Genomic DNA, 23,001 nt, shown 5'->3' on the forward strand with positions numbered 1-23,001 from the left:
GAATCCGGTCAGGCACATTCCGCTGTTCTTATTGGGACTGATGGGATCAACTTTCACCGCCAGTAACCGGGTTCCGCGAATAGCGGCCCCAGAATCGGCAACAACGTCACAATCGGACATACCCCCACCCAGTACCCACTCGCTCACAGTCAAAACCGCACGGCCACCGGTCTTCCCACCCGCAAACGTAACGCTGGTTCGTTCTCCCCGCACCCAAACCCCATCCCACCCGTCGACCCCGTTCTTCCTTGAGGCTCCGTCCGAAGGGCACCCCACCCACTGCACAATCGGAATCCGATTGTGCAGCCCTCTCCACTGGGTGCGGCGCGAAACTGTCGTACCCACCCCGAAAAATCACCCCCACCCAAGAACGGGTGGGGGGCGGGTTCGAGGGCCAATGTTCAACTAAAAATTAAGGTCCACCTCTCAACCCACCCCCCGCCCGTTCAAAGGGAGGGGGAAAGAAAAACAGACACCTACGACAATTTCGCGCCGCTACGGCTTGTCGCGGCTAAACCAGCCCCACGGGTTTCCATCCCGACCCCGCCCGCGCGGCGACCGGAGGCCGCCCAGGTTCGCGCGGCGACCGGAGGTCGCCCAGGTTCGTGGCGGTGGGGTGCCCGGTTTTTGGGCGCCTCGGCGACGCGAACCGGATGCGCCGCCGCAGGAACTGCGGCCAACAACTCAGCACTGCGGCCATCAACTCGTCAGGCGGGGCAGAGCCACCCCGGGTCGCCTTCCCGTACGACCGCGGGCGCGGCTTCAGGGGTCGGGAAGTGCTGTTTGAGGGTGAAGGTGTACGCGGTGGGGCCGTGCAGGCGCAGGTGCCGGACGCGGTCCTCGGCATCGTCGGTGGTGGGGCGGTGGCCGGTGGGGACCCACCAGAGGGCGGTCGCGGGGACCGGAATCTTCGCGAACCATTCGCGGCGGCGACGCAGCGCGGCGAGGTGGTCGCCGGAGTAGACGAAGTCGGCCAGCGCCTCGACCGAGGTCCACACGGACATGTTGACGATGATGCCGGCGCTGTCGCCCACGTCCCATTGGAAGGCGCGGATCGCGGTCGCGTCGCCGTCCTCGGTCTGCATCCGCCAGAGGAAGCCGGGCGCCGCGTCCGCCAGCGCGTTGACCGGCTCCAGCCCTGCGACGAAGTCCGCGAGCTGCGGGCTTTCCAGTGGGGCGAGCAGCCGGGAGAAGTTCACCTGTGCGAGTTCGTACGCCATGAAGCCAGTCTGCCATCCGCGCCCGCCTCTTGACGCACAAATCCACCCCGGTTAGCGTGCGACGCACTGCGGGAAACCGATTTCCTGCCGCCGGAAAGAGGCCCGGATGCGGATCGGTACGTGCCTGGTCACGCTCGTGACAGTCGCCGGCGGCCTGGTCGCCGCCAGCCCGCCGGCCAGTGCGACCGCGCCGCCGGAGAGCACCTTCTTCGCGACCGCCGGCGTCGAGGAACACGGCACCGCCAACACGGCGAGCGACGGCGACCTCTGGCCGTCGTGTTGGTCCGACGACGACAACCTCTACGCGGCCAATGGCGACGGGAAGGGGTTCAGCGGCAGCACCGGCTATGACACCGCGGTCAGCCGGATCAGTGGCACGCCCGGCAACCTGACCGGCGCCACCATCGCCGGCGGTGACGCGGTCGGCTCGGTCTGGAATTCGGCTTACAACCGCAAACCGACCGGCATGGTCTGCGTCGACGGCACGATCTACCTCGCGGTGCAGGATCTCAAGAAGGACACGAACGCCTTCGACGAGGCCGACGCCGCTTCGATTTCCAAATCCACCGACCACGGACATACGTGGACCTGGGATCATTCGGCGCCCATGTTCGGCAACTTCGCGTTCACCACGATCATGTTCCTGGATTACGGGAAAAGCGGCGCCAACAACACCGACGGATATGTGTACGCGTACGGGCTGGACAACAACTGGCGCGACTCCTACAGCGGTGTTGTCGCCGACCCGCAGGACATGTATCTGGGTCGGGTTCCCAAGGACAGTGTGCAAAACCGCGCGGCCTGGCAGTTCTACGCGGGCACCTCCGCCAGCGCGCCGACCTGGTCCTCGGACATCAATGCCCGGGTGCCGGTGCTGACGGACACCAGCCGGCGCTATTCGGCGATGTACACCGGGACGCCCCCGCCCGGCGGCTACAGCGTGATCGGCCAGGGCGGAGTCGTCTACGACAAGCCGCTCAACCGTTACATCTACACTTCCTGGACCGAATTCACCTTCGAGTTCTACGATTCCCCGACGCCGTACGGGCCGTGGCAGCATTTCCTCACCAAGGACTTCGGCGGATATCCCTGGACCACGGCGAAACACGGCGGCTACGGCGTCACGATCCCGTCCAAGTTCATCAGCGCGGACGGCACGAACATGTGGCTGCAGTCCAATGTCTGCCCTTGCGCGAGCGCCGGAGTCACCAGCGTCTACAACTACTCGTTGCGTCGAATGACGGTCAGTCCGTACGCACCGACCACCCCGACCAACGCGCCGGACGACGGCCGCAACCTGGCTCAGGAACCCGGCACCGTACCCATCGAGAAATCCCTGCATTACGGCAATGTGGCCTATTACAACGACGGTGTTCTGGCGCAGACCGACGATGACTGGAACGACGAGAACAAGTCCACCAGTTGGTGGGGTTACACCTGGCCGCGGTCTTACACCGTCAACAAAGTCGCCTACACCACTGGAAACATGTTCAGCGACGGCGGCTGGTTCGGCACCGCGCCGACAGTCCAGGTCCGGGTGAACGGGGTGTGGACCACCGTCACCGGCCAACAGTCGACACCGGCCTACCCGACGAACAACACCGCCGGCCCCAACAAGACCTATGTGTTTTCCTTCGATCCGACGACCGCCGATGGCGTACGAATCATCGGCGGCGCCGGCGGTACGCGGACATTTACCTCAATCGCTGAATTGCAGGTCTATTACGGCGGCGCGGTCACCGATCCCGGCTTCGAGAAGCAGCCGACCAGCACGGTTTCCGCGCCCTGGACCGTCGAAGGGCCGGACCAGCACGGCATCGACCGCGGTGGCCAGCAGCACAGCGGGACGAACAACGCATGGATCCGTACGAGCAGCAAGAATTGGAATGCGGTGACCCAGGTGGTGCCGGTGAAACCGAACACCAGCTACCGGCTGACCGGTTGGATCCGCGACACCGCCAACGTCAGCGGCGGCTATTTCGGCGTACGGGCTGGCACGACCTCCAGTGTCCTCGCCGAAACTCACTACGGCAGCCAGCCCTCGTACGGGCAGCTGACCGTCCCGTTCACCTCCGGATCCAACACGACGATGACGATCTATGCCGGATATTGGTCGCCCGGCGCGGATTCCTGGATCCAGGTCGACGATGTGGCCCTCACGCCGACATAGAACTAGTCGACGGGCTGATTGACCAGCGGGACATCGGAAAGCTGGCGGTACGCTTGCAACGCGGCCTGCGACGAGTCGATGCGGGTAATCCCGACCGGGTGCATCGGCACCGAATTCCAGTAGACCAACGCCTTGACGTTCGGGTATTCCTGCATGCCGCTCATGTCCGCGAGGAAAAGGGCGGCTTTCCCGTTCGGCAGATTCGGCTCCTCGTCGACGCCCCACTCGCCCAGCATGATCGGCTTGTCCGGGTGGAACTGCTTGGCCCAGCTGTAAAATCCCGGCCAGTTCGGGTAATTACTGAGCTTGCGGTCCACGGTGGCACCGAAAGTGGTGGCCCACCAAGCGCCGGATCCGCTGATGACATACGGATCTTCGGCGACCCAGTCGACCACGTCATCGCCTGGGTAGAGATCGTTGAACCACGGCTGACTGCCCCACGGCGGAGTGCCCAGGTAGTTGACCACGAAAACCGCGTTCTGCACGCCGTCGGCCCGCAACCGCAGGACCACGTGCCGGAACATGGCGGCATAGTCCTTGGCAGTGAATCCGGAACCGGCGGCGGGTTTGACATTCAGCTCAGGCTCGTGGTGAATCGCCAAGTAGAACTTGTCAGTGAACTTCTGCTTGAGATAGGCCGCTTCTTTGTCGATATACGCGTCGACCTGGGGATCGCCGGCCGCTACCTGCGCCCAGCTGCGGCCCATTTCCGGTTTCCAGTTCAGGTAAAGGATCCGCTCGTGGTCCTTCTGGTGCGCCCGGGCGATTTCGCCCGCTGGCGGGAAAAGTTCCGGCGCCTTGTGATAATAGTGCGCGATGTCGACCGAGCGGCCGATCTGGTTCTCGAAGTTGGACAGCGCCTGGTCCCAGCTCTCGTCGTCGAGCGGGTTGGCGGCCACTCCCCACCAGGCACCGCAGGACGGCACCAGGGTGGCCGAGACCGGGCAGGGCGACTGGCTCGGTGGCGGTGACCCACCTGGCGCCGGAGACCCGCTGGGTGGTGCCGGAGATCCGCTCGGCGACGGAGAACCGCTGGGTGCCGGAGAACCGCTGGGAGTAGGGGAACCGCTCGGCGAGGGCGTACCAGAGGGCGACGGTGCGCCAGCAGGGCTGGCGGAGCCGGTGGGGCCGGGAGACACCGAAGTCCCGACGAACGGGCTGGCGGTGGTGTCAACGGTGCCGACCTGGCCGTTCGACCACAGTTGCAGCACCGGCGCGGAGCCACTTTCCCGGGAGTCGAACGCGCTGGCCGGGCCACTGCCCCAGACTGCGAGCGTGACCGCGCCGCCGCCGTGGATCGCGTGGCTTACGTCAATACTCACCGTGGACGAATGGGCCGCGCCAGATGCCCGCCCGACCGCGAAACCGGGAGTCGGTCCGTTGGCGGCGTCGACACCATTCTCGGACCACCAGGATCCGGCCAGCCCGGCGGAAAAGTCGCTGGCCGACGAACGGTCGGCGTATGTCAGCACCAGGTGGGCGGTCAAAGCGAGGCCGGCGGGTTCGGCCGGGAGCTGAAAACGAATGTACGACATCGACCAGGACCCGCCGCCGACCATCAGCTGACGCGACTGTCCAAAGTTGACAGTCGGGTGGTCATGGTCCACATAGGAATCGGCGACCGCGTTAATCACCGCGTCGGGCGCCGGATCGGTGGTGGCCACATTCGCGAGCACCACGCCGGAGGCACCGAGCGGCACCAACACCGCGGAACAGATCGCTACTAGGCGTAATGAACGCCTTCGCGGAACCCAAGACCACCGCGCGCGCATTCCATCGGCGCGTCGGTGCGTCTTTCCGATCCCGCTGGAATGCATTCCCACATCCATCGCCCGTTATCTGTTCCGGCCCTGGTCAGCACGGAAGAACAAATGCCATGGTGTGAGTAAAGGAGCAATACGTCAACTCGAAAGAGCTGACCGGAAGATGACATGCCAGCAGGTGAGACGGCGAATAGCGGCCATTACCCTGTGTTATAACATTCCGCAACCGGAAAATTACCGGCACGTCCATAGGGGCAATATTACGGACGCAGCAGAGTGCCGGCACCGACCGTGACGTTGCTGGCCTCGTCGATCAGAATGAAAGAACCCGTGGTGCGGTTCCGGCCGTAGTCGTCACACAGCAGCGGCAGGGTAGTACGCAGCCGCAGCCGGCCGATGTCGTTCAACCTCAATTCCGTCGCCGACTCGTCGCGATGGAGTGTATTCACGTCCAACCGATAGCGCATCTCGCGAACCACGGCTCGCACGGATCGGGTGGTGTGCGCGACGACGTACTTGCGGCCGACCTCCAGCGGATGCCGGTCATCCATCCAGCAGACCATCGCGTCCAGGTCCTGGGTGACGCTCGGCGCGTTGTTGGGCCGGCAAATCAGGTCGCCGCGGGACACGTCCAGGTCATCGGCCAGCCGGAGCACCACGGACATCGGCGCGAAAGCCTCGCTGACCGGCCCGTCGGCGGTGTCGATCCCGGCGACGGTGGTGGAGAATCCGCTGGGCAGTACGAGCACCTCGTCGCCGGGTTTGATGACGCCGCCGGCGACCGTACCGGCATAACCACGGTAGTCCGGATATGCGCTGGACTGCGGGCGGATCACATACTGGACGGGGAAACGTACGTCCACCAGGTTGCGGTCACTGGCGACGTGGACGTGCTCAAGGTGATGCAGCAGCGAACTTCCCTCGTACCACGGGGTGTTCTCCGACCGGCTGACGATATTGTCGCCGCGCAGCGCCGAAATCGGGATCGCGGTGAGGTCGGTGACCTCCAGTTTCGCCGCGAACGAGGTGAACTCGTCCTTGATCCGGTTGAAAATCTGCTCGTCGTAGTCGACGAGGTCCATTTTGTTGACCGCCAACACCAAATGTGGCACCCGAAGCAGGCTGGCCAGGAAAGCATGCCGACGGCTCTGCTCCAGCAGGCCTTTGCGGGCGTCGACCAGAATGATCGCGAGGTCCGCGGTGGAGGCGCCGGTGACCATGTTCCGGGTGTACTGGATGTGTCCGGGGGTGTCCGCGATAATGAAAGTCCGCCGCGGGGTGGCGAAATAGCGATAGGCCACGTCGATCGTGATGCCCTGCTCGCGCTCGGCTCGCAGGCCGTCGGTGAGCAGCGCCAGGTTGGTGTATTCGTCGCCGCGGTCGCGGCTGGTGCGCTCGACCGCTTCCAGCTGGTCGGAGAAGATCGCCTTCGAGTCGTACAACAGCCGGCCGATCAGGGTCGACTTGCCGTCGTCGACCGACCCGGCGGTGGCGAACCGGAGCAGCTCCTTGCCGGGCAGCTGCGTACGCGAAGATTCCTCGACTGTGGAAGTCATGGCTTAGAAATACCCCTCGCGCTTGCGGTCTTCCATGGCTGATTCGGAGAACTTGTCGTCGCCGCGGGTGGCGCCCCGCTCGGTGATCCGGGTGATCGCGATCTCGTCGATGATCGCCGTGACGGTGGTGGCGTCCGACCGTACGGCGGCGGTCAGAGTCGCGTCGCCGACCGTGCGGTAGCGGACGGTCTCGGTGCGTACGACCTCACCGTCGCGCGGCTGGCAGAACTCGTTCACCTGGAAAAGCATGCCGTCCCGGTCGAAAACCTGCCGCGGCGCCGCGTAGTAGATCTCCGGCAACGGAATGTTCTCGCGCGCGATGTACTGCCAGATGTCGAGCTCGGTCCAGTTGGAGAGCGGGAAAACCCGGATGCTCTCGCCCTGATGCACCCGGCCGTTGTAGAGACTCCAGACCTCCGGCCGCTGGTTTTTCGGGTCCCACTGACCGAAATCGTCGCGGAACGAGAAAACCCGTTCTTTCGCGCGGGCCTTTTCCTCGTCCCGGCGGGCGCCGCCGAAAAGTGCGTCGAACTTGTGTTTTTCCACCGCATCCAACAGAACTGGCGTCTGCGCCCGGTTACGCGAGCCGTTGGGCTCCTCGACCGCGAGGCCGCGGTCGATGCCGTCCTGCACGCTGGCCACGATCAGCTGGATGCCCAGTTCGGCGACCCGGCGGTCGCGGTAGTCGATGACCTCGCTGAAGTTGTGGCCGGTGTCGATGTGCATCACCGGGAACGGCACCGGCGCCGGCCAGAACGCCTTCTGCGCGAGCCGGAGCATGGTGATCGAGTCCTTGCCGCCGGAGAACAGCAGGCAGGGCCGCTGCATCACCGCCGCCACCTCGCGGATGATGTGGATCGACTCCGCTTCCAGGACGTCGAGCTGGCTCAGCCGGTAGTCCGCACGCACTCTCTCGTCTCCCTCACTCGCCCGCTTCGGCGATCGCCGCCAGCACCGCCGTGGCCAGGTCGGCACGGCACACCACCAGGTCCGGCAGCCACGGGTCAGCGTGGTTGTAGGTCAATGGTGAGCCATCGATCCGCGAGGTGAAGACGGATGCGGCATTCGCCACAACGACCGGCGCCGCGGAGTCCCACTCGTACTGACCGCCGGCGTGGACGTACGCATCAGCCTCACCGCGGATGACCGCGGCCGCCTTCGCGCCGGCCGAGCCCATCGGCACCAGCTCGGCGGCGAGGCGCTGGCCCACCGCCGTCACCATCGCGGTGGCCCGGCTGCGGCTGACCGCCAGCCGGATCGGGCCGTCGTGCGGCTTCGGCGGCGGCGGCGGGTCGTCGGTGGCCAACGTGACGCCCTGAGCCGGCAGCGCGACCGCGCCGGCGACCAGCTGTCCCCGCTGCCAGAGCGCGACATGCACGGCCCAGTCAGTGCGGCCGGCCTCGCCGTACTCCCGCGTGCCGTCCAGCGGGTCCACGATCCACACCCGGTCAGACGCCAGCCGGGTCTGGTCGTCGTGGCCCTCCTCCGACAGCACGGCGTCCGCTGGGCGAGTCTCCGCCAGCCGCTTCATCAGGAGGCGGTGCGACATCGCGTCCGCTTCGTCCCGCAACGCCTTCGGGTCCCCGAAGCCGCGCCGCTCCCGCAGCGCCACCAGCTCCGCACCCGCTTCGTCGGCCAACCGCCGCGCCAGCTCATCGTCGTTCATCGGTTGTCTATCTTCCCCTTCACCGGCCACCCCGGTCGCCGGGGTCACGTACGTCACAACGCGCCCACCCCGAATACCTTCCCCACCCGGCCCGGATGGGCCTTGGTACGGATACCTCTACGCCACCCGCGAAGGTAACGAAACGGGACAAAGCCTCGCCTTATCGTTACATTCGAGCGCAGTTGGTCCTCGTACGGGCGCTACTCGACACCCACGTTTTGCAGGCTCACGTCGAGATACTGGGAGCTGATTCGCGCGCCGGTGACCCTCGGGCCGACAATCAGGACCTGCTTGTTGTAGCGGATGGGGATCGCCGCGGCGTCTTCCTGGATCAGCTGGTCGACGGTTGCCCAGCTTGCCTGCGCGCTGTCGGTGTCGGGGACGGCTTCGGCGGCCTTGATCGCCTGGTTGATTTTCGGGTCGTTCAGTTGGGAGAAGTTGACGTTGCCGTCGGGCCGGATGCGGTCGCCGCTGAACTGCGGCGGGAAGATCGCCTCGCCGGACGGCCAGTCCGCGATCCAACTGGTCAGCAGGAGTTCGTTTTGCGCGGCGGGGCGCCCAACGATGGTGTGAAACGACTTGCGCGGCAACGGATTGGGATGCACGGCGAGGCCCACGCGAGCGAACGCGTCCGCGATGGCGGCGGCGATCCGGTCGCCGGTGGCAGACTGCGAATAGTCGAGCTTGATGTCCTGCGGGCAGTTGCGTGACTGCGCGAGGAGTTCTCGCGCTTTCGCCGGATCGCCTTCCGGTTTTCCAGCCAACCCGTACGGGTCGATTTTGCGGTACGCCTTGACTGTCGGCGCCGCGATTGTGGTGGCGTAGTCGCCAAAAGTCGGCCCGCCCTGGACCGTGAGGTAGGTTTTCTTGTTCATCGCATAGACGTACGCTCGCCGGCAGGCGAGGTCCGGGACTTTCTTCGTGTTGATAGCGATAAACGTCGTCGACCCGCCAAACCCGGTGATCGTACGCTGTTTGAGCGCGGGACTCGCGAGGATCTGTGCGGCTTGTTCGGGTGCGATCGCGCTGCTGCCGAACGAGACCGCCTGCTGGTCGGTGCCCTGGCCACGGACCAGCCGGTCGGTGATCACGGATCCTTCCACGCTGAGCTCGAAATCCAGCTCGTCAGGAAGGTTGAGACGAATGTGATCGGCGCTCTGGTCCCAGTGCGGGTTACGTACCATCCGGATACTCTTGTCTCGAACATGACTGGCGAATTCGTACGGCCCGTAAGAAAAAGGCATCGCGTCATAGCCGGTCCTGGCGTCGCGGTCCTGGCGTACGGCGGCGAAACTGCTCATCGTCACCGCGTACGGGAAATCGGCAAGCGGCTGGGCCAGCTCGTAGGTGATCGTGTCACCGACGCAGGTGACGGACGGGATTCCGTGCGGATCAAGGTAAATCCCGCGGTACGTCTGACCGCCTTTCAGGAGTGCCTTCTGATAGCTGGGTCCGTCGGTCAACAGGTCGGAGAACGATCTGTTGACGCCGTACCGGAAGTCCTCGCAGGTGACCGGTTTGCCGTCCTGCCACCGCAGGTTCGGCCGGACGGTGAAACTCCACTTGGTCCTGTCGGCGTTCGACCGGCCGGTGCCGGTCGCCGCATCCGGCCCGATCGCCGTGCCCGCGGTCCCGGCGGCGTTGACGTACGAAGTGAGCGTGGGGCTGTAAAGCGTCTGCAGCTGCAGCTGGGTTTCGGTGTTGGCTCGGGCCGGGTCGAGGTGTTCCAAGTCGCTCGCCATCAACAAATGCAGAATGCCGCCGCGGTGCCCCGTCGCGGCGGCAGATCCGCTGGCGGATCCGCCAGCGGTGGTGCAGCCACTCCCGAGCAGCACCAGCCCGACCACGGCGGCCAACCAACTGACGATGGCTTTTCTTGTCATGACTGGGAGATTGTCCGACCCTGCCCAGGATCTCTGCGTCCGAAGAGGCAGTCGAGCAGGCAAGCCGGTACGGCCCCATCGGCCGGCGGCTACCGGCCGACGCCGAAGGGGTTGTCGATCACATAGCGCCACATCCCGTCGGCGCCACGCCGGGCCACATCGGTCGCGGTGGCTTTCAGGTGGATCTCGATGCCCGCCGTGGTGGTGCCGTCGATGGACCAGTCCACCAGCAGCAACGCGAGATCGCCGACGACATAGACATGCTGCACGGCGACCTCCATGGGAAGGCCGAAGTCCAGCAGGTGCCGATTGGCGGCCGATCGGGCCGGGCCGGACATCGGCTGACCAGGTGCTGGCACGAGGACGGCCGCGTCCTCGTACAACTCGTCCACGGCCTCCGCTGAACCGCTGTTGAAAGCGGTCACGAACGCGGCGACGAGGTCTGTTGGCTCGGGCAACACCTGGTTGTCAGTCATACCTATCTAGTGAAACACATGATCAACAGGCATTTTCCGCTATTCGGACGTTCGCTCATGAGCCCGTCAGTACGCGCCGGCGTGCCGGATGACCGCGGTGACCGTACGCAGCAGGATCACCAGGTCGAGGCTGAGGGACCAGTTCTCCACGTACCGCAGGTCGAGCCGTACGGCGTCCTCCCACGACAGGTCGGACCGGCCGCCGACCTGCCACAAGCCGGTGATGCCGGGTTTAACGACCATCCGGCGGCGGAACTCCTCGTAGCGGTGGCCCATCTCGCGAGCCGGCAGCGGCCGCGGGCCGACCAGCGACATCTCGCCGCGCAGAACGTTCACCAGCTGCGGCAACTCGTCGATGGAGAACCGGCGAAGGAACCGGCCGACCGGGGTCACCCGGGGGTCCAGCCGCATCTTGAACATCGCGCCGTCGGTGTCCGTACGATCCCGCAGGTCCGCCAACTGCTGCTCCGCGTCGGCGACCATGGTCCGCAGCTTCAGCACCACGAACTCGGTGCCGTTGTGGCCGACCCGGACCTGCCGAAACAGCATCGGCCCCGGGCTGGTGAGCCGGATGGCGGCCCCGATCAGCAACAGCGCCGGCGCCAGCACGACCAGCCCGGCGGCCGCCAGTACCCGGTCGAAGATGCCCTTGACCAGCCTTCGCACCCCGGAGAGCTCGGCGTGCTCGAGGTGCATCATCGGCAGCCCGTCGACCGGCCGGATGGTCGTACGGGGGCCGGCCACGTCGAGCAGCGCGCCGGCCACCATCAGGTCGGTGCCGGTGCGTTCCAGTCGCCAGGACAGCCGCCGCATCGCCGGCGCGTCCATCTCCGGGCACGCCAGCACCGCGACGATGTCGGCACCGGTCCGGCGTACCGCGGTCTCGACATCGTCGAAGCTGCCCAGCACCGCGACCCGGCCCTGGTCGAGCAGCCGGGTGGTGTCGGCCGGCCCGGTGACCGGCGCGAACGGCACGCACGCGCCGACCACCGACAAGCCGTGGTGGAAGTTGCGGCGCAGTTCCCGACACAGGTCCAGCACCGCGCGCTCGTACCCGACGACCACGACCTTGCGCATGCTCTGGCCGCGGGCCCGGCTGCGGACCAGCCACAGCCGCATCGCGTAGCGGGCGGTGATGTCAGCGGCGGTGAGCAATGGCAGCGCTATCAAAACGTACCCGCGAGCCACCTCCGTCCCAGTGGCGTACGAGAACAACGCGAGCGTCGCGGTGAGGCCGGTGACGGCGTTGAGCACCCTGCGGTACTCGTCGTTGCCGTCGAAGAGGAACCGCTGTTCGTACGCCCGACCGAGGGCGAGCGCGGCCAGCCACAGCAGCGGCAGGGCGGCCGAGAAGATCAAATACGGCACCGTGAAGTCGCGGAATTTTCCGAACCGTACGGCGAAAGCGACCCCACCGGCCAGCAGCCCGACGCTGGCGTCGAGCACGACCAACCGGTGCACGTACCGGCGCGCCCAGTTCCCCGGCGCGGGCCAGGTGGCCTTCTTCTCCGGCTGGTCGGGAAAGATGATCCGCAGATCGTCCTTGGGTGGCGCGGCCATCGGCCGACCGTCGACGTCCTCCGACGCTGAGTCGGCGTAGTCAACGATCGACACCTGACCGCCCTCCAATGTCCGAAATATCAGCCAATACCGTGATAGAGCGGCATAGTACAGCTGTCGAACGCTGGTATCGCTTGTAGGCAGGTGTTTCGCGGCTCGAGTGTCCATGTAGGACAGACCTGGGACGTCCAGACCTGTGCGCACTGCACAATCCGCGGTTGGTGACCACGCAAATCGTCAGACCTCGCTGGCAGACTGCGGGCGATGACCCTCGCCCAGTTCGAAAGTCTGGTCCGGGCGAGTTGGGGCGCCGACACCTGCGATCCCGCCGATCTCGCCGACTGGCATCCGGAGAACCCGTCCAGGGGTCAATGCGGCGTGACGGCCCTGGTGCTGCACGATTTCTTCGGCGGCGACCTGATGCTCGGCGAGGTGCTGGTCGAGAGCGCGAAGGTCGGCTACCACTACTGGAACCGGTTCGGCGGCAGAATGGAAGTCGACCTCACCCGCGAGCAGTTCCGACCGGACGAACACGTGAGCGCCGGCCATGCCGTCGTACGCCCCGACGGACCGCCCCGACGCTGCCGAGAGCAGTACGAGACATTGCGCGACCGAGTGCTGACCAAGCTGACCGAGGCCGCCTTGACTGACCCCGCCTAGCCCCCGCGCTTGAGTGCGCAGGAATCACTTGAGTCGCAAGGGTAACCGGCGGTCCAGGGTACGGGACGCCAATCCCAAGATGTGGACCAGAATCCAGTCAGGCACATTCCGCTGTTCTTATTGGGACTGGTGGGATCAACTTTCACCGCCAGTAACCGGATTCCGCAAATAACGCCGCCACCTATGTCCCCCACCCAGTACCCGCTCACCCACAGCCAAAAGCCGCACCCACACGGGTCCTGAACCACCCCACTGCACAATCGGAATCCGATTGTGCAGCTCTACACAGGGTGCGGCCCAAAACTGTCGTACCCACCCCCAAAAATCACCCCCACCCAGTGACGGGTGGGGGGCGGGTTCGAGGACCAATATTCAACTAAAAATTAAGGTCCACCTCTCGACCCACCCCCCGCCCGTTCAAAGGGAGGGGGAAAGAAAAACAGACACCTACGACAGTTTCGAGCCGCACCGGGTGAAAAGTGTCAGGAGGCGTGGAAGGAATTCTGGGCGGCGAGCAGTCCCTCGGTGATGATCGCCTCGGTGGCGTCGGCGGCGAGGTCGGTGAGGAGGTCGAGTTCCTTGCGCTCGGTCGACGAGAAGTCGCGGAGTACGAAGTCGGCCGGGTCCTGGCGGCCGGGTGGGCGGCCGATGCCGACGCGGACGCGGACGTAGTCCTTCGTCCCGATCGACTGGCTGATGGAGCGCAGGCCGTTGTGGCCACCTTCGCCGCCGCCCTGTTTGAGGCGTACGACGCCAAAGGGCAGGTCGAGTTCGTCGTGGACGACCACGATCGCGGCCGGCTCCACGCGATAGAACTGGCGGAGCGCGGCGACCGGACCGCCGGAGACGTTCATGTACGACAGCGGCTTGGCCAACACCACTCGCCGGCCGGGCAACGGGCCCAGCCGGCCTTCTACTACGTGAGCACGACCCTTGCGGGCCACCTTGAACTTGCCGCCCACTCGGGCGGACAGCACGTCCAGCACCATGGCGCCGACGTTGTGCCGGTTGCCGGCGTACTCGGGCCCGGGGTTCCCGAGCCCGACGATCAGTGCGGCGCCGTCAGGCGAGCCGGCGCCGGTCAGGCGTCGTCCCCGGAACCGGCGTCAGCGGTCGCCTCCGCGGTGGGCTCGGTGGAGGTCTCCTGCGCGGCGACGATGCCGACGACGTACGCCTCCGGGTCGATCGACAGCGTGGTGCCGGTGGGCAGCGTGATCTGCCCGGCGGTGATGGTGCTGCCGACCTCGAAGCCCTCGACCGACACCTCGACGCCGTCGGGCAGGTGGGTCGCCTCGGCCTCCACGGTCAGCCGGTCGAGCTCCTGGTTGATCATGCCGCCGGGGAACGGGTCGCCGACGATGCTGATCGGGATGTCGACGGTGACCTTCTCGCCGCTGCGGACCAGCAGCAGGTCGACGTGCTCGAAGGTGCCCTTGATCGGGTCACGCTGGATGGCCTTGGGCAGCGCCAGCTCCTTCGTGCCGTCGATCTCGACGGTCAGCAGGGTGTTCACCCCGCCGCGCATGACCATGGTGAACTCGCGGGCCGGCAGCGCCACGTGCCGGGGAGCGGTGCCGTGGCCGTACAGCACGGCCGGGATCTTGCCCGCGCGGCGGGTGCGGCGGGCGCCGCCCTTCCCGAACTCGGTGCGCGGCTCGGCGGTGATGAGGACCTCGGACACGACTGATGCTCCTTACAAGCTGCGGTATGCGGCGCTCGGGCGCGCCTGCACTGCTGGTCTGGTAGTGGACTGGGAGGCACCGACGGGGTCAGCCACGTCCGTCACCCACCCGGTCAGCTGTCGTCCATCCTCGGTACGCCAACGCCGACCGCCGCATCAGTGACAACGCAGCAGCTCACCTGCGCGTCGATAACGGAGCCGTCATTGGGCGTCCCTCGCCGGGCAACCTCGCAAGTCTAGACGACCCTCTGGGAGATGTCCCCATCAGGTACGCGCGGGGCCGACTGACAGAAGATGTCAGGCGTACGCGGCTACCTTTCGGCCATGTCGTTCATCGAGAAGAACCTGACCAGCCCGGGCGTTGTCGTGGTCGCCGGGCGGTCCATCAAGCGGTACCACGTACGGGCCGAGGGTGTCGCCCTCGAGCCGGCCGTCGAAGAGGCCGCCTACGCTTGCCTACCCCAGCTGCTGGCCGACGTGGACGAGACCCCGCCGGCCGCGTTCACCGTGCTGCACCGCAGCTCGAACGCTGCCTACCTCAATGTCTACTCGTGGGTCTGGGACAACGTCATCGAATACCACAACGTGGCCGCCGGCATCCCGTTCCTGGGCTGCCCGGACGAGGACCCGACGAACTTCGTACCCGTCCGGAAGCCCTGGATCGGCTGCGTGTGGGAGCTGCCGCCGTTGGAGCACGAGCGCTCCTCGTGGGTCCGCCACCTGCTCAAACCCGAGATCCCGGACCTCGCCGGTTACCTCGCCGACCTCTTCCCCGCCGGCCCGATCGGCTCCTGATCTCCCTCCGCGCGAGGAAGCGGAGGAGGTCAGTCGAAGGTGCCGGTGCGGATGGCGGTGTCGAGCATGGTCCGCCACTGGGGCCAGCGCGGCAGACCGGCGCGGATCCAGCGGGTGTGGGCCAGCGCGGTGTACGACGGGCGGGCGGCGGGCCGCAGTGACGGGGTGACGGTGGGGGTCAGCAGCGAGGTGTCGAGTCCGGCGGCTTCGAAGGCGGCGAAGGCCTGCTCGTAGCGGCTGGCCGCCCCGGACGCTGAGCCGTGGTAAAGCCCGGGCATCGCGTCCGACTCGACCAGCGCCAGGATCTGCTCGGCCACCGGCCGGGTCCAGGTCGGCTGGCCGACCTGGGTCGTCGGCAGCGTCAGCTGCTTGCCGGCCCGGCCGGCGGCCAGCACGGTCGACACGAAGTTCGCCCCATAACGGCCGTAGAGCCAGCACGTACGCACCACATAACCGCCGTTGGGCAACGCCATAAGTACGGCCCGTTCGCCGGCCAGCTTGCTCGCCCCGTACGCGTTGACCGGCCCGGTGTTGGCGTCCTCTTCGTACGGCCGAGTGGCCTTGCCGTCGAAGACGTAGTCGGTGGAGATGTGTACGAGCCGGGCGCCCACCTGGCCGCACGCGCCGGCCAGCGCCGCCGGCCCCTCGGCGTTCACCGCGTACGCGGTGGCCTGGTCGGCCTCGGCGGCGTCGACGTTCGTGTACGCGGCGGAGTTGACCACCACGTCCCCGGGTCCGACGTTCTGCCGTACGGCCGCGCCGACCTCCGACGGGTCGGTGATGTCCAGGTCGGCGTGTGGTAGCGCGACCACGATGTCATCCAGCCGCGACTGGGCCAGCAACTGCTCCAACTCGCGGCCGAGCATCCCGCCGCCGCCGGCGATCAGCCATCGGGTCACGGTGCGACTCCTTCTTTCCCTGCTTCGCTCAACTCCGGAGGATGCCAGCAGGGCCGGTCCGGCCGCACCTGAGGTCCAAGTGATCAAGACGCGGTGGCGCGCAGCGGCTCCCACCAGGCGCGGTGGGTGCGATACCAGTCGACAGTCGCGGCCAGCCCGGCGTCGATATCGACGGACGGCTGGTAGCCCAGCTCAGCGCGGCTGGCCGCGATGTCCAGCGAGTAGCGCAGGTCGTGTCCCTTGCGGTCCTCGACGTGCCGGACGCTGTCCCAGCCGGCGCCGCACAGCTCCAGCAGCCGCCCGGTCAGCTCCCGGTTGCTGAGCTCGGTGCCGCCGCCGAGGTGATAGACGCCACCAGCCCGACCGTGTCGCAGCGCCGCGGCCACACCCTGACAGTGGTCGGTGACATGCAGCCAGTCACGGACATTCGCACCATCGCCATAAAGCGGCACTGTGCCACCGTCCATGAGATTCGTCACGAACAGCGGAATGATCTTCTCCGGGAACTGGAAAGGGCCGTAGGTGTTGGAGCCACGGGTCACCACGACATCCATGCCGTACGTCCGGAAATACGCCAAGGCCATCAGGTCGCCGGCCGCTTTCGAAGCGGCATAAGGGGAATTCGGCGCGAGCGGCTGGTCCGGTGTCCAGGATCCGGTGCCGATCGAGCCGTACACCTCGTCGGTGGAGACATGGACGAAACGGCCGACGCCGGCCCGGCGGGCCGATTCCAACAGGGTCTGGGTACCGACCGCGTTCGTACGCACGAATGCCGCCGGATCGGCGATGGAGCGGTCAACGTGCGATTCGGCGGCGAAATGCACGACCGCGTCCGCGCCGTACATGACTTGCGCAACCACCACTGGATCGCAGATGTCACCGGTCACGAAATGCAGCCGCGGATCGTCCGCGACATTCGCCAGATTGGCGCGGTTGCCGGAATATGTGAGCGCGTCCAGGACGACCAGGTCGAGGTCGCCGGCCGTCGACCCGAACTCCAACTGACCCGTCAGAGCTGCCCGGACGAACTCCGAACCAATGAATCCGGCGCCGCCGGTGACAACTAGTCGCACCTGTCGAGAGTAGCCACGCCGATGACCGCGCTCGCGCCGACACCGGGGGTGCTGGCCGTACGAGCGGGTAACCGTGCCCGTTCGGCGGATCACCGATCCCGATTCGACAACTAATGTCGCGAAGATGCGTGGAATAGTGCTGGCCGGCGGAACCGGGAGCCGACTGTGGCCGGTGACACGTGCGGTCTCCAAACAACTGCTGCCGGTGTTCGACAAGCCGATGATTTATTATCCGCTCTCGGTTCTGGTCGCCGCCGGAATTTCGGAGATCCTGATCATCACCACCCCCGACGACCGTCCGCTGTTCAGCCGGTTGCTGGGTGACGGCAGCCAGTTCGGGCTACGGCTGGAGTATGCGGAGCAGAGTCGTCCGGAGGGCATCGCGCAGGCGTTCGTGCTGGGCGCCAATTTCCTCGCCGGCGAGCCGGTCGCGCTGATTCTGGGCGACAACATTTTCCACGGCGTCGGTCTCGGATCCCAGTTAGCTGCCTATTCCGAGGTCGACGGCGGCCAGATTTTCGCGTATCCGGTGGCGAATCCGCAGGACTACGGCGTGGTCGAATTCGACCAGGACGGCCAGGTCGTCTCCATCGAGGAGAAGCCGGCCCGGCCACGGTCCCGCTATGTCGTGCCAGGCCTGTATTTCTACGACCGTGACGTGGTCGACATCGCCCGCGAGCTGCGGCCCAGTGCCCGCGGCGAGCTGGAAATCACCGCGGTGAACGAGATTTATCGGCGCGCGGGCCGGTTGCGGGTCTCGGTGTTGGACCGCGGCACGGCCTGGCTGGACACCGGTACGTTCGAGGCGATGGTGCAGGCTTCGGAATATGTCCGGGTGGTCTCCGAGCGGCAGGGCCTGAAGATCGGCTGCCTGGAAGAGGTCGCGTGGCGGGCCGGCCTGATCGACGACGACCAGTTGCGGGCACTGGCCGAGCCGCTGCGCAAGAGCGGTTATGGCGACTATCTTTATGAACTGCTGGCCGCGGACGACCGCGAGACCCGGCCGTCGGCGGAGGTGCTGTCCCGGTGAAGATCGTCGAGCTCGGCATTCCCGGGGCTTATCAGATCCTTCCCGACCAGCACACCGACAACCGCGGCAGTTTCGCCGAGTGGTATCGCTTCGACCAACTGTCCGATGTGGTCGGTCACCCGCTGGAACTGGCCCAGGCCAACCTTTCCACGTCCGCGCTCGGGGTGGTCCGCGGCATTCATTTCGCCGATGTTCCTCCAGGACAGGCAAAATACGTCTCCTGCGTGTCCGGCGCGGTGCTTGATGTCGTCGTCGACGTGCGGGTTGGCTCACCGACGTACGGGAAATGGGAAGCCGTAAGGCTGGACGACACCGAGCGCCGAGCGGTCTACCTTTCCGAGGGACTGGGCCATTCTTTCTGCTCCCTGACCGACAACGCGACCGTCGTCTACCTTTGCTCGCAGACGTACGCACCGCAGTTCGAGCACGCCGTCAACCCGCTCGACTCCGAACTCGCCATCGACTGGCCCACCGACCGGCCGATCCTGTCCCCCAAGGACGCGGACGCGCCGAGTCTGGCGGAGGCACTCGCCGCCGGCACCCTCCCCGACTACCTGGCGCCACCCACCATCGACCTGCGCTAACCCCGGTGGGGCTGGGTTTTCGTCGAGTGTGGGACTTTGTGCCTCTCTCGGCGTCGAGTGTGGGTTAAAGTCCCGCACTCGAGGTCGGGCCTGTCACTGGCGGGGAAGGTGGTAATGACATCTGATAACCACTACTTATGACATTTATCGATTGTTTTCCGGACATTTGAACAGCAAGATCGGGCGTACCCCAAATCACCTCAACAGGGAGTTACGCGTGATCAGCGAGTGGGTCCGAAGAGCTGGAATGGTCACCGCCGGCCTGGCGATGGTCGCGGCGGCGCCAGCAGCGGCGTCGGCCGCGACGTTGCAACCGGCAGCGAGTGTCTTCTGCGCGAGTGTGCGGGACTGTCAGGGGCTGCCGCAGCACGTCGATGCCGGGAACTACTACCTGGACTACGACATCACCAACGACACCAAGACGCCCGCGGAAGCGACCGCCAGACTTGCCGTCGGGTTCTCGATCTGCCTCACGGTGGCGCCGATCGAAATACCCGCGCGTGGACATGCGAGCGGCACGATTGGGTGCGAGCTGCCAGCCGGCGATGCGCAGCTCAGCGCCACTTCGAACCAGGCCAGCGACATCTCCCTCGATTGGCGGCACCAGTGAGGAAAATAGCAGCGGTCGCCGGCGCGCTGGTACTCCTGGCCGTGCCGTCCGCGGCCTCAGCCACCACAGCCCAACCCGCGTTCAGCGCGGTCTGCCACACCACCGCGCAGTCCGACCACTGCCAGTCCCTGTCCAGTCCGGTCTCGGCTGGGAACTACTACCTGGACTACGACGTCAGTGGCCCGGCCGGAGCCCTGGTCTACGCCGAGCTCTCGGTCAACGGCGCGACCATCTGCCACACCGCCACTTCCCCCAACGTTCTGCAGCTCGATGGCAACGGCCGGGCCAGCGGCACGGTCGGTTGCGCTTACACCAATGGCGGCACCGGAGTGCTTTACGGGCAGACCGAGACCGGGTCCGGCAACGTGCTGACCTTCAGCATGGACGCCCGCCGGGCCTGAGCGATTCCCGCCTGGCCCGGCGCGAACGCTGGGTCAGGCGGCGACGCCGGTACGCCGGCGGCTCATCCGGTGGCGGCCGCCGATGCGGGCGTCGGGTCGCGTACGCACCGCGATCTGACGCAGCCACACCGCCGCCACCAGGCCGCCGACCGACATCCCCCACGGCACCCACGGATATCCGAGCCCCGCGGCCAGCACAACGAGCGTGGCGACCACGCCCAGGACCGAGTCCACCAGCCTTACGACGAAAACATCGCGCGAACGCTGCCGGGCGACGATCTCCGTGACATACGGCAGGGTCGCCGCCCAGGTGGCCAGGTAGACGGCCCAGCCGACGACCGCGATCGCGGACAGCTCGTACTTCCCGCCGGTGACCAGCCACCCGAGTGGGCCGCGCAGCGCAGCCGCCACCACGCCGACCATGATCACCACCGCCACCAGCGCCCAGACCGCACGGTTCGCCAGCTTCTTCTGGGTACGGCCGCGCTCGCCGGACTTTTCGGCGGACACGAACGTGGACAGCAGGAAGCTGCCGGCGCCGCTGATGACCGTCTGCGCGGGCGCCAACAGCAGCCGCGCGGCTTCCATCGCGCCGACCGCGGCCAGCGAGCCGAAAATCTGCACCATCAGCCGCGCCACCAGCAACGTCGCCGGTCGCATGGTGGCCTGCCCGGATCGCCAGGCGGCGAAGGCGGCCACCGTACGCAGGCCGGCGAAACCCGGTCGGAGCGCGGACAGTTCCGCACGGGGCAACTGAATGACAGCCAACAAGATGGCGGCGACCGCGCCGACGGTCATCGCGCCGAGCAGCTCGGTCAGCGACCAGGGCACGCCGAGCAGCCAGCCGACGGCCAACGCCAGCAGCGTGACGGCGAAGTACGTGCCGTCGTTCGCGACCAGCTTGCCGAATTCCTGCCGCGCCATCAGCGTCCGCCGGCCGGTCTCCTCCAGCAGCCAACAAGTGATGAGGACACCCAGCAGGAAAGCGGCCGACAACGTGCCGCCGCCAAAGAACAGCAGATATGCCAGCCCGGCCAGGAATCCGCCGGCGGCGCCGATGATCACGCTGACCGAAATCGCCGCCCGGATCTGGGGTTCGAAGCGGTCCAACACGGTCACGCTGTCGCCGACCCAGCCGGTGTAGAGCGCGGTCGCGGTGATCAACACCGAGACGCACAGCGCGTACAAACCGAGGCCGGCGGCGCCGAGCGTACGTGCCGCGACCAGCTGCAACACCAGGCTCGCGAACGCGGTGATCCCCTGCGAGACCAGCGCCGAGCTGGCCCGCCGGGCCAGCAGCCCGCGGCCCGGTGGGCTCACGCCTGCGGCGCGGCGGCGCGGCGAGCCGGCCGGGACGTGCCGCTGAAGGTGAAGACGTGACCGACGACCGTCACCGAGTAGAGGTCAAGCTGCTGCACCAGCCGGCGGAGCGGGCCGAGCGTCGTACCCCGCCGGGTGACCACCAGGGCGGCCCCGCAGTGCCGGGCCATCGCGGCCGCGTCCGGGGAGCTGACCAGCGGCGACGAGTCGACGATGACCATGTCGTACTTGGTCCGCATCTCCACCAGCGCCTTGGCCATCGCGGCCGACCCGAAGACGCCCGGCACGTTGCCGACAGCGGCACCGGCCGGCATCAGCCACAGCGCGTTGTCGCCGCCGAGGTCCACCGAATACGTGCATTCGTCGACGGTCGCGTGCTGGGCGGCCAGTGCGGTCAGCCCGCGGGCCTCCCGGGCCAGCCCGAACAACTCGGACAGCCGCTGCACCCGGATGTCGCCGTCGACGATCAGTACGCGCGCGCCATCGCGAGCCGCCGCGGCCGCGAGGTGCAGGGCGGTGGTCGTACGCCCCTCGCCGCGGGTCGCGCCGGTGACCAGCAGAACCCCGCCGCCCATGGTGGCCTGCAGGCCGGACGCGACCAGCTGGTAGCTCTCGGACGGCATGTTCGCCACGTGGTCGAGGGTGACCGCCTCCGCGCGGGTGACCTCGGGAACCTCGCCGAGCAGCGGCGCGCCGATGATCTCGCCGGCGTCCTCGGCGGCCCGGGCCCGCCGGTCCCGGTCGGCCCGCAGCCAGGCGAGTGCGCCGGCCAGCAGCAGGCCAAGCAGCAAGCCGATGCCCGCCTCCTTGTACGGCAGGCCGCCGCCGGCCGCACTGTCCGCGCTCGCCGGGTTCACCAGCGAGACGCCGTTGTTGAACAGCGTGGACCAGAGCCGGATGTGGCTGGCCTGCACGTCGAGCGCGGACAGCGTCTGGGTGGCCGAGCTCTGGTCGGCCTTGTCGATGCTGCTGGTCGCCGTCTTGGGGGTGCCGGCGTCGCCGCCAGACAGCTGCGACACCACTTTGGACCGAGCGGCCGAGATCGCGGCCAGCGCGGACGTGGTCGCGTCCGTGACGTCTGCCTGGGTCTCGTCCTGATACGCCTTCACCACGGCGTTCGCGTTCCGCGCCGCGGTCGTCGCGCTCAGCGCGGTGGCGGTCACCGCGATGTCCTCGCCGGTGTCGCTGGCGGTCGCGGTCACGCTCGTACGAAGGTCCGCCACGCTGGTGTCGCCGAGCGACTTCGCGGCCTGCTGCAGCACCTTGTCCGAGGTCACGTAGATCGCGCGCTGCTTCACATACCGGACGAAAGCGGCCTCGCTGTTGATGTTCACGCCAATGACGTTGTCCGGGCCGGGGGTCGACAGCGTCATCACCGCCTTAGCGGTGGCCTGCCCTTTCAGCACGAAAGTCACGCCGACGCTCAGCGCCACCGCCAGCAGCACGATCGCGGCCGAGGTCGCCCGGTAGCGCCAGAACGCCTCCAGGATGCCCGGCGCGGAGCGCTCATCCATCGCGCTCACTCCGGCTCACAGCCACCGCCCATTCCCGACCCCAGGTACTTAGCCCTTTAAGGCTACGTCCACCACTGGCCGTCACGGCCGAAACGGACGAAACCGGTGCCCAGACCAGGGTATTCGATGCGGCCGTACGA

Annotated in this window: 20 protein-coding genes and 1 pseudogene; 7 read left to right on the forward strand and 14 right to left on the reverse strand. The window is 66.9% G+C overall.

Annotated features, from left to right (window positions below; genetic code table 11):
• Positions 1–707: 707 nt before the first annotated feature.
• Positions 708–1,220: a DUF3291 domain-containing protein gene (locus ABD301_RS20975; protein ID WP_163569542.1), complete on the reverse strand. Its 513-nt coding sequence runs from the start codon at positions 1,218–1,220 to the stop codon at positions 708–710.
• 106 nt (positions 1,221–1,326) lie between these two features.
• On the opposite strand from ABD301_RS20975, the gene ABD301_RS20980 reads away from it, so the two are divergent.
• The gene (locus ABD301_RS20980) at positions 1,327–3,390 is read left to right on the forward strand and encodes a glycoside hydrolase family 183 protein (protein WP_344311987.1); all 2,064 of its coding nucleotides are present in this window, start codon (positions 1,327–1,329) and stop codon (positions 3,388–3,390) included.
• 2 nt (positions 3,391–3,392) lie between these two features.
• Here the strand turns inward: ABD301_RS20980 and ABD301_RS20985 are convergent, their stop codons facing one another.
• The 7 genes and pseudogenes from ABD301_RS20985 to ABD301_RS21015 form a co-directional block, all read right to left on the reverse strand.
• The gene (locus ABD301_RS20985; RefSeq protein WP_344311988.1) at positions 3,393–5,096 is read right to left on the reverse strand and encodes a CBM96 family carbohydrate-binding protein; all 1,704 of its coding nucleotides are present in this window, start codon (positions 5,094–5,096) and stop codon (positions 3,393–3,395) included.
• A gap of 323 nt (positions 5,097–5,419) precedes the next feature.
• Positions 5,420–6,709, reverse strand: a pseudogene (locus ABD301_RS20990) (sulfate adenylyltransferase subunit 1); the annotation flags it as partial.
• A gap of 3 nt (positions 6,710–6,712) precedes the next feature.
• On the reverse strand, positions 6,713–7,618 hold the full coding sequence (gene cysD / locus ABD301_RS20995) for a sulfate adenylyltransferase subunit CysD (protein ID WP_163569537.1): 906 nt from the start codon (positions 7,616–7,618) through the stop codon (positions 6,713–6,715).
• Positions 7,619–7,631: 13 nt separating this feature from the next.
• On the reverse strand, positions 7,632–8,375 hold the full coding sequence (locus tag ABD301_RS21000) for a 3'(2'),5'-bisphosphate nucleotidase CysQ (protein WP_344312101.1): 744 nt from the start codon (positions 8,373–8,375) through the stop codon (positions 7,632–7,634).
• Between the two features lie 200 nt (positions 8,376–8,575).
• Positions 8,576–10,258, reverse strand: a complete 1,683-nt coding sequence (locus ABD301_RS21005; protein ID WP_344311989.1) for an ABC transporter substrate-binding protein — start codon at positions 10,256–10,258, stop codon at positions 8,576–8,578.
• A gap of 89 nt (positions 10,259–10,347) precedes the next feature.
• The gene (locus ABD301_RS21010) at positions 10,348–10,734 is read right to left on the reverse strand and encodes a YybH family protein (protein ID WP_163569535.1); all 387 of its coding nucleotides are present in this window, start codon (positions 10,732–10,734) and stop codon (positions 10,348–10,350) included.
• Between the two features lie 66 nt (positions 10,735–10,800).
• Entirely contained in the window at positions 10,801–12,348 is a 1,548-nt protein-coding gene (locus tag ABD301_RS21015) for a sugar transferase (RefSeq protein WP_344311990.1), read from the reverse strand.
• Positions 12,349–12,558: 210 nt separating this feature from the next.
• Here ABD301_RS21015 and ABD301_RS21020 point away from each other — a divergent pair, with 210 nt between their 5' ends.
• Positions 12,559–12,954: a YunG family protein gene (locus ABD301_RS21020; RefSeq protein ID WP_163569534.1), complete on the forward strand. Its 396-nt coding sequence runs from the start codon at positions 12,559–12,561 to the stop codon at positions 12,952–12,954.
• Positions 12,955–13,436: 482 nt separating this feature from the next.
• Here ABD301_RS21020 and pth read toward each other — a convergent pair whose 3' ends face one another.
• Positions 13,437–14,039 (reverse strand): aminoacyl-tRNA hydrolase, encoded by a 603-nt coding sequence (pth, locus tag ABD301_RS21025; RefSeq protein WP_344312104.1) that lies wholly within the window; start codon positions 14,037–14,039, stop codon positions 13,437–13,439.
• Complete coding sequence (locus ABD301_RS21030) at positions 14,036–14,635, reverse strand: 50S ribosomal protein L25/general stress protein Ctc (RefSeq protein ID WP_344311991.1); 600 nt, start codon at positions 14,633–14,635, stop codon at positions 14,036–14,038. Before ABD301_RS21030 ends, pth begins: the two co-directional genes overlap by 4 nt.
• Positions 14,636–14,959: 324 nt before the next feature.
• Here ABD301_RS21030 and ABD301_RS21035 point away from each other — a divergent pair, with 324 nt between their 5' ends.
• The gene (locus ABD301_RS21035; protein WP_344311993.1) at positions 14,960–15,430 is read left to right on the forward strand and encodes a hypothetical protein; all 471 of its coding nucleotides are present in this window, start codon (positions 14,960–14,962) and stop codon (positions 15,428–15,430) included.
• A 29-nt stretch (positions 15,431–15,459) separates the two neighbouring features.
• On the opposite strand, the gene rfbD is transcribed toward ABD301_RS21035, so the two are convergent.
• On the reverse strand, positions 15,460–16,329 hold the full coding sequence (gene rfbD, locus ABD301_RS21040) for a dTDP-4-dehydrorhamnose reductase (protein WP_344311995.1): 870 nt from the start codon (positions 16,327–16,329) through the stop codon (positions 15,460–15,462).
• 83 nt (positions 16,330–16,412) lie between these two features.
• Positions 16,413–17,402, reverse strand: a complete 990-nt coding sequence (gene rfbB, locus ABD301_RS21045) for a dTDP-glucose 4,6-dehydratase (protein ID WP_344311996.1) — start codon at positions 17,400–17,402, stop codon at positions 16,413–16,415.
• A gap of 124 nt (positions 17,403–17,526) precedes the next feature.
• Here rfbB and rfbA point away from each other — a divergent pair, with 124 nt between their 5' ends.
• The 4 genes from rfbA (at position 17,527) to ABD301_RS21065 (ending at position 20,027) form a co-directional block, all read left to right on the forward strand.
• Complete coding sequence (gene rfbA, locus ABD301_RS21050; protein WP_163569531.1) at positions 17,527–18,432, forward strand: glucose-1-phosphate thymidylyltransferase RfbA; 906 nt, start codon at positions 17,527–17,529, stop codon at positions 18,430–18,432.
• The gene (locus tag ABD301_RS21055; RefSeq protein WP_344312000.1) at positions 18,429–19,016 is read left to right on the forward strand and encodes a dTDP-4-dehydrorhamnose 3,5-epimerase family protein; all 588 of its coding nucleotides are present in this window, start codon (positions 18,429–18,431) and stop codon (positions 19,014–19,016) included. Before rfbA ends, ABD301_RS21055 begins: the two co-directional genes overlap by 4 nt.
• Positions 19,017–19,233: 217 nt before the next feature.
• Positions 19,234–19,626: a hypothetical protein gene (locus ABD301_RS21060; protein WP_279581130.1), complete on the forward strand. Its 393-nt coding sequence runs from the start codon at positions 19,234–19,236 to the stop codon at positions 19,624–19,626.
• The gene (locus ABD301_RS21065) at positions 19,623–20,027 is read left to right on the forward strand and encodes a hypothetical protein (protein ID WP_344312001.1); all 405 of its coding nucleotides are present in this window, start codon (positions 19,623–19,625) and stop codon (positions 20,025–20,027) included. Before ABD301_RS21060 ends, ABD301_RS21065 begins: the two co-directional genes overlap by 4 nt.
• Positions 20,028–20,060: 33 nt before the next feature.
• Here the strand turns inward: ABD301_RS21065 and ABD301_RS21070 are convergent, their stop codons facing one another.
• Entirely contained in the window at positions 20,061–21,347 is a 1,287-nt protein-coding gene (locus ABD301_RS21070) for a lipopolysaccharide biosynthesis protein (protein ID WP_344312002.1), read from the reverse strand.
• Complete coding sequence (locus ABD301_RS21075; RefSeq protein WP_344312004.1) at positions 21,344–22,861, reverse strand: CpsD/CapB family tyrosine-protein kinase; 1,518 nt, start codon at positions 22,859–22,861, stop codon at positions 21,344–21,346. Before ABD301_RS21075 ends, ABD301_RS21070 begins: the two co-directional genes overlap by 4 nt.
• Positions 22,862–23,001: the final 140 nt, after the last annotated feature.

Source organism: Fodinicola feengrottensis (assembly GCF_039530045.1).
GTDB classification, from domain to species: Bacteria; Actinomycetota; Actinomycetes; order Mycobacteriales; family HKI-0501; genus Fodinicola; species Fodinicola feengrottensis.